An 11,397-nucleotide genomic window follows, 5' to 3' on the forward strand; every position below is an offset into this window, starting at 1 on the left:
CGTTATTAGCGTTGATGATAACGTCAGGATTCGCTATGCCTGCTGCAAACGCAACCACGAATATCGATGTTTTGGGGGTGTATACCAAAGCAACATCTGAGTGGTTCAATCAGGATCATATGGCCCAGATTCAGCACCGTTTTAACGTCGGTAACCAGATCCTGAAAGAGAGTGGTCTGGATATCAAAGTTAACCTCATTGCTGCGCGTGAGTATGACTTTGACTCAGCGCCTGGTTATAAGAAATCTCAGGGACAAGCGTTAGACGCAATTACTCCCGGGCAAAAACAGGATCGTATTTTCAGTGATATCGAGACCGTGCGCAAAGATGTAGGCGCAGACATGGTTGCGATGTTCCGTAATCTGGATCTGAACAACACGCCAGACTACGACGCACAACAAGGGTTAATCAGCTGTGGTCTGGCCTGGGTGGTCGCGGCAAGCGACTGGCAATACTCGCCGTCGAACGCGAAACGCCTGATGTACAGCCACTCGTATATCAACGAATGTGGTGCCGACACCTTCATTCATGAGTTGGGCCATAACTTTGGTCTAAACCACGCGCATGAACAATATCAGGGTGCACCAGATTACGGGTATCCCCACACCAATAACGGAACCGAAAAAGACGCTTACGGGTATGGAGTGCAAAACTCTTTTGCGACCACGATGGCGTATGGCTTCCTATTTGGTGTCAACGGTCGCTCTTACACTTTTTCTAACCCGGACAAAACCTGTCAAGGTCAGGCGTGTGGTAAGAAAGACTATGCCAATGCGGTGCGTGCGATTAATCTGACGGCACCGAAAATTGCCAACATCTACAACGGCAATGCCAATGGTGACACCGGAACCACCGCACCTGATGGTGCAACGGGTCAGAACGTATACACCATGAGTTCACCGCTGGCGATCCCTGATGCGAACCAGATTGTGGTACCGTTTGATGTGTCCTACAATGGTGACATCAATCAGACCACGATTGAGCTGGATATCGACCATCAATACATTGGTGACATCTCGGTTGAGTTGTACTCACCAGGCAACAGCCGTTGGGTATTGAAGCAGGCCAACTCGAATGACCGTGGCACGCAATACAAAGTGCGTTTCACTCTGCAAGGGGTTGATCCGGCAGAAGTGACAGGTCAGTGGCGCTTGGTCGTGGCCGACAACTATTCTCGCGATACTGGTATTCTTAACAGCGCGACACTCAGCTTCAACTGATTGAGTTGAAGCCGTGAATCCGGATGCAATGCATCCGGATTTTTCATCTTCTACGTATCCTAGCGAATTGAGGCCAGTGTTTTGTCCTCCTTTGGCCCACTCATCACCATCGAGCACTCATAACAACGTGTGATCTTATTTCCGCTCAACTCGAAACAGGCGAGCACCATAACCGTACTTTGGCTTCCGTCGAGTTTGGTGACCGCAACCTGATGGCGGGTAAACACTAGATTGTTGTGGCTGGCTGCTGCCAGTAATGTCACTGTCATCTTATGAGTCTGACTTTTCAAGGCTGCAATGTGTGCACAAAATTGGCTGAAATCGAGATGTTCCCCATCGACTGTTTGTTGATACTGGGGCGAAAAGTAGTGAGTAATAAGGTGCGCGTCGTAATCAGGGGCTTCAATAATCTCGGTCAGTGCGTTGAGCACCCACTGCACGTTGGGACATAATTGTGACATCGCGTCATCTCCAAAGGTAACTTAAACAACGAGATAACAAGTGTATTTATTATTCGAATGGCGTAATTTGTATATTCAGACCACTTTTATAGATAAACAGCCAAATGATGAAATGTCAGCGTCATCATCTGATTCATAAGGACAACAGCAGCACGGATTGGCATCAACACCCGAAAGGGCAGTTGTTTTGGATATCACGTGGTGTGCTTAGCATTGAAGCGGGCTCGGAGCAGTGGATGATTACGTCTGGAGCTGTGGGGTGGATACCGCCAGATGTCAGGCATCGCACCGAAGTCGTTAGTGAATGTGATGGTATGATTTTGATGCTGCCGGCAGCGCAATTGCCTCATGCTTCGGCTTTCCCTAGGCTGGTGGCACTTAACCCTGTGAGTGACGCAATCATTCGACGTCTGGAGAGCGTGGGGTCAACGAAGGTGACGGAGCCTCAGCAACGTTTACTTGGGGTACTGATGGATGAGATCAATGCAGCCGATGATTCTGTGATGCGATTGCCGATGCCCACTGATAAACGATTACGACTTATCGCTGATGCGTTATTAAATCGCCCAGACGACAGGCGCGAACAGCCGCAATTGGCGTGTCATTATGGTTTGAGCCCGAGGCATATGAGCCGTTTGTTTGTGCAGCAAACCGGGATGACCTTTGCCCGATGGCGTCAATTGGCTCGCGTGTTGAGTTCATTGCGCTGGCTGGCGCGACACGAGAGCGTTACACAAACGGCACTGGCGTGTGGGTTTGAGAATACCAGCAGTTACATCACGGCCTTCAAACACTATTTTGGGGTTACACCAGGAAAATATGTACACCGGGATACCGCTTGAGGGCAGGGCAACCCGGTGTGCGTACCGGGCTGGTTTCGCTAAGGTTAGATTCGGTTATCACCACAACTGAAGGCGATGATCTGGCTGATCTCTGTGAACGTCCGGCCGGATTCATCCCGCCACTGGCAGAAGGCTTCATTTGCTGCTTTTTGCGCACGTTTGGTCGTACGTCCGCTGTCGATAACGCCGCAATGCCGCAGATGAGACTCGACATCGGAAGAGAGAATAAACGTATCGGCTCCAATGGTGCGCAGAGAATATGGCCCGGTGTTGCCACCCAGACGATTACCGTGCTTTTTCAGGTACTCCCAAAGCTCAGTGATCTGTTCCTGAGGCCAGTTTGCCACCATATTGCTGAAGGAGCCGTGTTCAATTCGCGCTTCGTAAATCATGCGAGCATTGGCCGGGATTGACATCACTTTCGTCAAATGGCGGATAATGCGTGGATCTTTGGCTTTTTCTTCCCAGAGTTCATCTGACCACATCAGCAAAGGTTCAACCTTGAAGCCCAAAAACAACTCTTCAAAGTTTGGCCACTTTTTACGTACGACATCCCATGAGATTCCGCTCTGGAATACTTTCATCGAAAATTCTGATAACCAGCGATCTTCAGGAATCTTCGCTACTTCTTCTGGTGTCAGTGGTTTGCGAACCAGTTTTTCGAGGCTGTCTTCGCCGCCTTTACGTTCAGCGGCTCGTTGGTATATTGAGGCAAACTTTTCGAGGATCATGTGGGATAGATTACCTTTGGCAAATGAAGCTTTGATACTACCAAAGCCCCGACAGATGAACCATCGATACCGCCACAAAAATACGCGTCACTGGTTTAAGGTGCCGGGCTGTATAGGCGAGGCACATTGCTTTGCGGCAGGTGGATCAGATTAAGGTGGTTACGGCGGGCCCACTGAACGGTTAATGCCGTAGGCGCTGAGAGGCTGACCAGGGTCGCCACTTTGGCCCGGACAGCTTTGTGTATCAATTCCAGGCTGCAACGACTGGTCACCACCACAAAACCCTGTTGTGGGTCATAGTGTTGGTCGGCCATGGCGCCGATCAGCTTATCCAGAGCATTGTGACGGCCAATGTCCTCACGACATAACACGATTTCACCGATGGGGTCGACATACAAAGCGGCGTGCAGCGCGCCGCTCTGTTTTGCAGCCAGTTGAGCTTCCTGAATACGCATTCTCAATCCAGCAAAGAGGTTTTCGCTCGGTGGCAGTGATGGTTGAAGTGGCTCGAGATCCGGCAACGCTTGTTCGAGTGCTTCAACACCACAGATACCACATCCTGTGGTTCCGGCCAGATGACGACGCTGGGTTTTCAGATTCCAGAAGGCGCGGTTGGTGATATCGACATCCGCAAAATAGGCCTCGCCCTGCGCGCGGATGCGAATATCATGCACTTCACGAAAATGTTCAATGATGCCCGTGCTGAGTGTGAATCCGCGGATAAAGTCTTCCAGATTGCCGGGGGTGACCATCATGACCGCCTGATTGATGCCATTGTAGCTGATTGACAAAGCAGATTCGCTCGGCAGGCGATTTTCAATCACCGGGCGATCTCCGGTCAACTCGCGATAGCTAAAGCTTTCCGGTTGCGCTGGCGCAGCATTCATATCATTGCCAGTGAGCGGGCTAGGAGCAGTACATCTCATGATATCACCTTGTTACAGCAGGACCGGTTTATTGATACAACCGGGGATGATTAAAGAGCCGGTGCGAAAATGGTTTTCGCTTCGTCAAAACATTGATCCGTCAGAGCCGAATGCGGCTCTTTTTTGCGCTTCAACAACCCTATCGGCGCATGGACAACCGCCTGTTCAATCGGAATGATACGCAGATTGTCGTTAAGGGCTTCCAGGCCGCAGTTCAGAGGCATAATCGCACAACAGACACCCGCATTAACGGCCTGTATCAGATGAAAAGTAGAGTTACTCTCAATCACCGTTTGTGGTGTGATCCCCTGGCTGCCCAAATTGAGATCAATAGACTGACGGTAATGCATTCCTTTGGTAAGCAGCCCCAGAGGGATGCTATCAAGGTGTCCCCAACTCATGGCAGCATCATCGAATGCGAAGTGACGGGTATCATACAACACCCCCATGCTGGTGGAGCTTAACTCAATAACGTCAAAATAAGCCGTATCAATCTGATCAAGATAACAGATGCCCAAGTCGAGTTGATTGCGGTTGAGTTGATCGATAATTTGCTCAGACGTCATGGAGGTCACCTGAAAGCGAAGCTCTGGATAAGTTTGTGCAAGCGGTTTGAGCAACTGCATAGGATTCTGGCTGGCAAGAGGTACCATACCCAGGCGCAGACTCCCGACCAATTGACCTCTGCAATTCGCGGCCTCGGCTTGCAAGCCGTCGTGTGCGGCTAACACCGTTTTTGCCCAGGCCAGAATACGCTCACCAGCTTCGGTGAAACCCTCAAACCTTTGCCCTCGAGAGACCAGTTCAAGATCCAACTCGTCTTCCAGATTGCGAATCCGCATTGAAAGCGTTGGTTGAGTGATGTGACACAGCGCTGCAGCCTGGCCAAAATGCCGGGTTTTATCCAGTGCGATAAGATACTTAAGCTGTTTAATGTCCATACTTGGCCTGTTTTGTATTGTTCAGTTCAGGGAGCCGGGGTACTCAGTTGAGTACGTAATCCACCGGTTCCAGTGTTGGCGGCAATGTGGTTTCGCCTAACGCATCCAAAATGTCGCGCTCAATAATTCGGACCATGGCGTCGGTCGGCAGGTCGTTTTCATCCCGGCCGAACGGGTCTTCCAGTTCATCACCAATTGCATCCAGTCCAAAAAAGGTATATGCAACAATCGTGGTGAAAAGCGGTGCCAACCATCCAAGCGAGCCGGCCATTGCGAAAGGCAATAAAGCGCAGAAAATATAGATGGTACGGTGCAACAGTAAGGTGTACGGAAATGGCAATGGTGTGCTTTTGATGCGCTCACAAGTAGCCTGAGCTTCCGACAATTTCTGTAGCTGCTGTGCCAGCAACGTATGGCGCCATTCATTCAATGAGCCGGATAAGGCCAGCTCGGAGCAGTCTTTGCTGATACTGCGCAAAATGCCTTCACTTACGTGCACCCCATAAACCGCAGCCGGTTTGACTAACCAGGGCTGCGCAACTTGCCATTCATTTTCGTCACGCAATCTGGCGTTTACGGCATGGGTGTAACCACATAACTCATACAGCAATTTCGCTCGCAGACATTTGTCCGGAATGGCGACACTGTTGCGCGCGAACGTGCGACATTCCGTGATGACTTGTCCCCATGCTTTGCGGCCTTCCCACCAACGTGAGTAGCAGGCGTTGTTACGAAAGCTCATAAAAATCGATAGCGAAATACCCAACAAGGTAAATGGAGTGGCGTTCACTTTGGTAAACCAGTGAGGGTAAAGACTTTCCACCATCACGATCAGTGAAGCCAGTGCCGTCACCATTACGCTGCGCAGAGCAATTCTTCTGGCGATAGAGCCCTTCAATGACAACAAAATATCGAAAATGTCGGGCTTAGGATGAACAATCATGGTGTTACTTGCCTGGTCTTGCTATTGAGTTCTGTTCTTGCTAGTTGCAGGGCCTTGTTGATGTCCGTCACGCTGCGAGTCAGTCAAGAGGAAAAATGCATATAAACTTGATCTGAATCAATACTGCGCCTGTTCTCTGAGGAGGTCAAATACAAACTGTCTATGTGGCAATAGATAACATCTATCAAGTTAAACCTTTTCTGAAGAGGGCTGATGGAGAGCGAGAGGAAAAATCCGACGATTTTCCTTTGACGGTAATAAGCGATATCTATGAAGGGGTGGTTTGGCGCAAAACCTGCTTCACACGGGGGCTTGTTTAACAGTATCGCCAGCAGTAACATGGCTGGGCGCGTCCATTATTCCGTGCGTTATCCTCTGTTGATAGACAAGGTCAATCACATGTTCAGTATTATCAATTGGACGTTGTGTGCTTAAATGAATAATCTTTGATTGAGATCAAAGCAATATGCATCCTTTCCCATTCCGTTTGTTGCAAAACATCTCCGACAGTAAGCAGGACTCAGTTCTGGCACGATAAAGCACCTCCGTTTTCGCTGACGTTATATTCCTGAATAACGCTTGGGTTGTCACGGTTACTCCTGTTTGCTGTTGTTCCTGGCAGAGGAGTAAAGTCGTGAGTCAAAAAGAACAAATCAAACAATACAATGGTCCGGCAGGGGGCTGGGGGGCGCTGAAAGCGGTCACCAAGAGCTGGCTGGGCAGTGAAAATGCGGTAAAAAATATCCGCACTATGCTAAAGACCAACCAGAATGGCGGGTTTGACTGCCCTGGTTGTGCCTGGGGAGAAGATCCCCATGGTGGTAAAGTCACTTTCTGTGAAAATGGCGCTAAAGCCGTCAACTGGGAAGCGACTAACCGTCTCGTTGACCCGGATTTCTTTGCCAGTCACAGTGTATCGTCACTGTCGACTCAAACCGATTACTGGCTGGAATACCAGGGACGATTGACCCATCCAATGCGTTATAACGCGCAAACCGATCACTACGACCCCGTTTCCTGGGATGATGCTTTTGCACTGATCGCCCAACACCTCAATGCACTGGAGTCGCCGGATCAGGCAGAATTTTATACCTCGGGTCGTGCAAGTAATGAAGCAGCATTTCTATACCAACTGTTTGTGCGCGCGTTTGGCACTAATAACTTTCCTGATTGTTCCAACATGTGTCACGAAGCCAGTGGTATTGGTATGAAAGATACCGTAGGGGTCGGCAAAGGCACCGTTGTGTTTGAAGACTTAAAGCAAGCGGATGCTATATTTGTTATCGGCCAAAACCCCGGAACCAACCACCCACGCATGCTGGAGCCTTTGCGCGAAGCTGTAAAACGTGGTGCTCAGGTGATCTGTTTCAACCCGCTGAAAGAACGTGGTCTGGAGCGGTTTCAAAACCCTCAACATCCAATAGAGATGTTGAGTAACGGCTCTGAGCCGACCAACACCGCTTATTTCCGCCCGGCGCTGGGCGGGGACATGGCTGTCTTGCGCGGTATGGCGAAGTTCCTGTTGCAGTGGGAGCGCGAAGCGCAGGCGAACGGCACCAAACCCGTTTTCGATCATGAATTTATTCGCGAGCACACTACGGGGCTGGATGACTATCTGGCGCAAGTGGACGCCACCAGTTGGACACACATTACCGAACAGTCCGGACTCAGTCTGGCCGAGATTGAGCTGGCGGCCAGCATGTATCGTCGTGCAGAGCGCGTTGTGATGTGCTGGGCAATGGGGCTGACGCAACATCGCCATTCGGTTCCCACCATCAAAGAGGTGGTCAACCTGCAATTGCTGCGAGGTAATGTTGGTAAACCCGGGGCAGGATTGTCTCCGGTTCGCGGGCACAGCAACGTGCAAGGTGACCGGACAATGGGAATTGATGAAAAGCCGCCTCAGGCATTGCTTGATAACATTGAGCGCCGCTTTAAATTTCAGGTGCCACGTGAACACGGACACAACACTGTTCAGGCCATCAAAGCGATGGAAGAACAGCGTGCGAAAGTGTTTATTGGTCTGGGGGGGAACTTTGCTCAGGCGACGCCGGATACCCCTAGAACGCACGCTGCGATGCGCAATTGTGATCTGACCGTGCATATTGCCACCAAACTAAACCGTTCCCACCTGGTGACAGGCCGGGACGCACTGATTTTACCTTGTTTGGGGCGTACTGAAATCGATATGCAAGCGAGCGGGCCTCAGGGTGTCACAGTCGAAGATACTTTTAGTATGGTGCACATCTCCTATGGTCAGTTGAAGCCGCGAGCTCAGACACTTCGCTCGGAACCGGCGATCATTGCCGGGATCGCAAAAGCGACTTTAGGTCATCACCCGATCGACTGGGACTGGGTAATCGCCGACTATGGGCGGATTCGCGATCTGATTGAAGAAACCATTCCGGGGTTCAGTGATTTCAACCAAAAGCTCACTCAGCCTGGCGGTTTCCATTTGGGGAATGCGGCGGCAGAGCGTCGCTGGAATACAGAAACCGGTCTGGCGCAATTTTCGTCGAGCGAATTACCTGAACGGTTGGTGAATCAAGCGGTATTGGATCAAGGGCATACGCCGGATGTAATCCTGCAAACCATGCGTTCCCATGATCAGTACAACACCACGCTTTACGGCTTAAATGACCGCTATCGCGGTGTGTTTGGGATGCGTGAAGTGGTATTCATCAATGAAGCGGATATTCGCAAGCTGGGTTTTGAGCCGGGCGACAAAGTGGACATGGTGTCATTGTGGGAAGATGGAAAAGAGCGTCGTGTGGCCGGGTTCACGTTGGTCGCCTACGATATTCCGCAAGGCCAGGCTGCCGCGTATTATCCTGAAACCAACCCTCTGGTTCCACTCGACAGCTATGGCGACAAAACGTACACGCCGACCTCAAAATTTATTGCCATTAAGTTGGAAAAATCCTCCAAACCAGAGCCGTTGACCACGGCATAACCTGAGTAAAAAAGCGGCTGGTGTTTTGCACCAGCCGCTTTTCAATGACAGGCGAGACGTGGTTATGCTGTCCGGTGTTTGTTGAGCTCGGTCACCGTCACAAGCAGTACCAACGACGCCCTTTAAACTTTAAATACTTTCACCGTTTACGGTGACGGCCACATCAATATTACCGCGTGTCGCGTTAGAGTATGGGCAAACCTGGTGAGCTGTGCGAACCAGTGTCAGTGCTTGTTCTTGAGGTAGATCCAAAGTGGCCGCTAAGCTGACCGTCAGAGCAAAACCGCCAGTGTTATTCGGCCCGATACCCACTTCAGCGGTTACCGGTGCTTCTTTTATAGTCACTTTTGCTTCACGTGCGACATGCAGGACCGCGTTGGAAAAACACGCTGCGTAGCCAGCTGCAAAGAGCTGTTCCGGGTTTGTTGCTGTACCATTGCCACCCATTTCTTTTGGATAAGCCAGTGCGACATCCAGTAGACCATCATCAGTCGCGACTTGGCCATTGCGTCCGGCCAGAGCTGTTGCTTTTGTTGTGTAAAGTGTTGTCATCATATTCTCCTTGGTTTTAGATTGTGCACAATCTATTTTTTGCAATATTAAATCGAAAAATGATTGGAATGCAAGTATATTGTGCGCAATTTATTTTGGGAGGGGCGTCAATGGCTCACTGCAAAACGACAACCGCTGTGTCGGAAGATGAAATGCTACTGTTGGAAAATCAGGTTTGCTTTCCACTTTACAGCGCGGCGAATGCTGTTATTCGTGCCTATCGGCCGCTATTGGACAAACTGGATCTGACGTACTCACAATATCTGGTCATGATGGTGCTATGGCAAAGCAATGGTATCAGTGTCAAAGAGTTGGGTTCGAAGCTGTATCTGGATTCCGGGACGTTGACACCATTATTGAAACGCCTTGAAACAAAAGGACTGGTTGAGCGCAAGCGCAGTGAGCAAGACGAGCGGGTGAGAGTGCTGACACTGACTCAGCAAGGGATGTCGCTGCAACAAGCCGCAAAGGCAGTACCGGGAGCGATGTTGTGCCGTTTTGATCTCGATCTCGATGAACTGAACACACTCAAGCAGCTATGCGAGAAAGTGCTCGGTAAGCTCAGTACAGAATGACGTTGTAAGCAGGAGAACAGTGTGAGCAATGACCACTTTAAAGGACGTTTTGAAGTCGAATTTAAGTACCGGGTAGTCTCTAAGCACGCATTTCTGGATGTTTTGCATGCTTTGGAGCATCAAGTTATGTTTGAGAACAATACCGAGTCGGATGTGTACTTTGACACGCCAGATAAACACTTATTTAAGCAAGATAAGAGTTTGTGTATTCGGGAGTTGGCGCCTTCAGGGATCAAATTATGGATTGTCAAAGGACCAGGCCCAGACCGCTGCGAAGCCACCAATATTACCGATGCGGTCAGTGCCAGAAGCATGTTGAAAAACCTTGGCTACCAAGCGGTAATGACCATGAGCAAAACCCGAAGTGTGTACTTTGTCGGTCAATACCACATTACGCTGGACCATCTACAAGGTATCGGTGATTTTGCTGAGTTTGCCATCATGACCGATGATGAAGAGGCATTGGAGCATTACAAAACAGAACTGCAGTCTCTGGCTGCTCGGTTTGGTTTAACCGATGAGGAGCGTGAGTGCAAATCTTACAGAGACTTATATAAGGCGTTAAATCACTAATCTGTGACTTCTGTAAATGAATTATTCCACCTGTTCAGTGGTTTCACTTCGTCAATTTCCTATATTGCTGGAAAGTGCTCTGAGTTAATCAGAGCATTAATATGGCGTGCATTTCATTTCTGATTTTGTTTGGGAATTGAATGCAGAGATAGTGATTTGAAGATGTGGAGTATATATGGATTTCATCGAACGTCTGCAAGCTTTGTCGAAAAAGCTCTCACAAGTTTCCTCGAACTTATTGACCGAAGAAGCCACTAAGAATGCGTTGGTAATGCCATTTTTGCATTCGGTATTAGGTTACGATGTTTTTGACCCCAATGAAGTTATTCCTGAATTTACTGCCGATACCGGAACAAAAAAAGGTGAAAAAGTTGATTATGCTTTGATCAAGGACGGTGCTGTTCAGATTCTTATTGAATGTAAAAAGTTTGGTGAATCACTCTCGACCAATCATGCAAATCAATTGTTCCGTTATTTCTCCGTAACCAATGCCAGAATTGCCATTCTTACCAATGGCTCTAAATATCAGTTTTACACAGATCTAGATGCGCCTAATAAAATGGATGAAAAACCATTTCTGACGCTGGATTTAGAAAATCTGGATGAACATGTGGTGCCTGAAATCAAAAAGCTAACCAAATCTTCATTCGATGTTGAATCTGTCGTAGACGCGGCAGGAG

The 11,397-nt window shown here is 49.3% G+C and carries 12 protein-coding genes; 6 read left to right on the plus strand and 6 right to left on the minus strand.

The annotated features are described in order from the left end of the window. A partial coding sequence (locus CAG65_RS03020) for a zinc-dependent metalloprotease family protein (protein WP_237668730.1) occupies positions 1-1,220 on the plus strand: 1,220 nt, incomplete at its 5' end. A gap of 59 nt (positions 1,221-1,279) precedes the next feature. Here the strand turns inward: CAG65_RS03020 and CAG65_RS03025 are convergent. Beyond that, the gene (locus CAG65_RS03025) at positions 1,280-1,681 is read right to left on the minus strand and encodes a nuclear transport factor 2 family protein (protein ID WP_161452091.1); all 402 of its coding nucleotides are present in this window, start codon (positions 1,679-1,681) and stop codon (positions 1,280-1,282) included. Between the two features lie 104 nt (positions 1,682-1,785). On the opposite strand from CAG65_RS03025, the gene CAG65_RS03030 reads away from it, so the two are divergent. Then, a complete protein-coding gene (locus CAG65_RS03030; RefSeq protein WP_161452093.1) occupies positions 1,786-2,523 on the plus strand; it encodes a helix-turn-helix transcriptional regulator in 738 nt (245 codons plus the stop codon). 44 nt (positions 2,524-2,567) lie between these two features. Here the strand turns inward: CAG65_RS03030 and CAG65_RS03035 are convergent, their stop codons facing one another. The 4 genes from CAG65_RS03035 to CAG65_RS03050 form a co-directional block, all read right to left on the minus strand. Then, the gene (locus tag CAG65_RS03035; RefSeq protein ID WP_161452095.1) at positions 2,568-3,254 is read right to left on the minus strand and encodes a DNA-3-methyladenine glycosylase I; all 687 of its coding nucleotides are present in this window, start codon (positions 3,252-3,254) and stop codon (positions 2,568-2,570) included. A gap of 95 nt (positions 3,255-3,349) precedes the next feature. Next, positions 3,350-4,180: a formate dehydrogenase accessory sulfurtransferase FdhD gene (gene fdhD / locus CAG65_RS03040; protein ID WP_161452097.1), complete on the minus strand. Its 831-nt coding sequence runs from the start codon at positions 4,178-4,180 to the stop codon at positions 3,350-3,352. 50 nt (positions 4,181-4,230) lie between these two features. After that, positions 4,231-5,121, minus strand: a complete 891-nt coding sequence (locus tag CAG65_RS03045) for a LysR family transcriptional regulator (protein WP_021703554.1) — start codon at positions 5,119-5,121, stop codon at positions 4,231-4,233. Between the two features lie 43 nt (positions 5,122-5,164). Then, positions 5,165-6,064, minus strand: coding sequence for a bestrophin family protein (locus CAG65_RS03050; protein ID WP_161452099.1), 900 nt, complete (start codon positions 6,062-6,064; stop codon positions 5,165-5,167). Between the two features lie 634 nt (positions 6,065-6,698). Here CAG65_RS03050 and CAG65_RS03055 point away from each other — a divergent pair. Continuing rightward, positions 6,699-9,017 carry an FdhF/YdeP family oxidoreductase gene (locus CAG65_RS03055; RefSeq protein WP_161452101.1) on the plus strand — a complete coding sequence of 773 codons (2,319 nt, stop codon included), beginning with the start codon at positions 6,699-6,701 and terminating at the stop codon, positions 9,015-9,017. 129 nt (positions 9,018-9,146) lie between these two features. On the opposite strand, the gene CAG65_RS03060 is transcribed toward CAG65_RS03055, so the two are convergent. After that, positions 9,147-9,569, minus strand: a complete 423-nt coding sequence (locus CAG65_RS03060; protein WP_021703551.1) for an organic hydroperoxide resistance protein — start codon at positions 9,567-9,569, stop codon at positions 9,147-9,149. Between the two features lie 110 nt (positions 9,570-9,679). Here CAG65_RS03060 and CAG65_RS03065 point away from each other — a divergent pair, with 110 nt between their 5' ends. The 3 genes from CAG65_RS03065 to CAG65_RS03075 all read left to right on the plus strand — a co-directional run. Beyond that, positions 9,680-10,144, plus strand: a complete 465-nt coding sequence (locus CAG65_RS03065) for a MarR family winged helix-turn-helix transcriptional regulator (protein WP_161452103.1) — start codon at positions 9,680-9,682, stop codon at positions 10,142-10,144. Positions 10,145-10,165: 21 nt separating this feature from the next. Beyond that, positions 10,166-10,717, plus strand: coding sequence for a class IV adenylate cyclase (gene cyaB, locus CAG65_RS03070; protein ID WP_161452105.1), 552 nt, complete (start codon positions 10,166-10,168; stop codon positions 10,715-10,717). Between the two features lie 175 nt (positions 10,718-10,892). Beyond that, positions 10,893-11,397 (plus strand): type I restriction endonuclease (locus CAG65_RS03075; protein ID WP_202599245.1); only part of this gene is annotated, 505 nt, incomplete at its 3' end.

The organism is Vibrio sp. V39_P1S14PM300 (assembly GCF_009904765.1).
Taxonomy (GTDB): domain Bacteria; phylum Pseudomonadota; class Gammaproteobacteria; order Enterobacterales; family Vibrionaceae; genus Vibrio; species Vibrio proteolyticus.

Excerpts from the sequence above, each read along its gene's own strand:
- CAG65_RS03035 (WP_161452095.1), bottom strand. The coding sequence starts at position 3,254 with ATGATCCTCGAAAAGTTTGCCTCAATATACCAACGAGCCGCTGAACGT.
- CAG65_RS03030 (WP_161452093.1), top strand. The coding sequence starts at position 1,786 with ATGATGAAATGTCAGCGTCATCATCTGATTCATAAGGACAACAGCAGC.
- CAG65_RS03065 (WP_161452103.1), top strand. The coding sequence starts at position 9,680 with ATGGCTCACTGCAAAACGACAACCGCTGTGTCGGAAGATGAAATGCTA.
- fdhD (WP_161452097.1), bottom strand. The coding sequence starts at position 4,180 with ATGAGATGTACTGCTCCTAGCCCGCTCACTGGCAATGATATGAATGCT.
- CAG65_RS03025 (WP_161452091.1), bottom strand. The coding sequence starts at position 1,681 with ATGTCACAATTATGTCCCAACGTGCAGTGGGTGCTCAACGCACTGACC.
- CAG65_RS03060 (WP_021703551.1), bottom strand. The coding sequence starts at position 9,569 with ATGACAACACTTTACACAACAAAAGCAACAGCTCTGGCCGGACGCAAT.
- CAG65_RS03050 (WP_161452099.1), bottom strand. The coding sequence starts at position 6,064 with ATGATTGTTCATCCTAAGCCCGACATTTTCGATATTTTGTTGTCATTG.
- CAG65_RS03045 (WP_021703554.1), bottom strand. The coding sequence starts at position 5,121 with ATGGACATTAAACAGCTTAAGTATCTTATCGCACTGGATAAAACCCGG.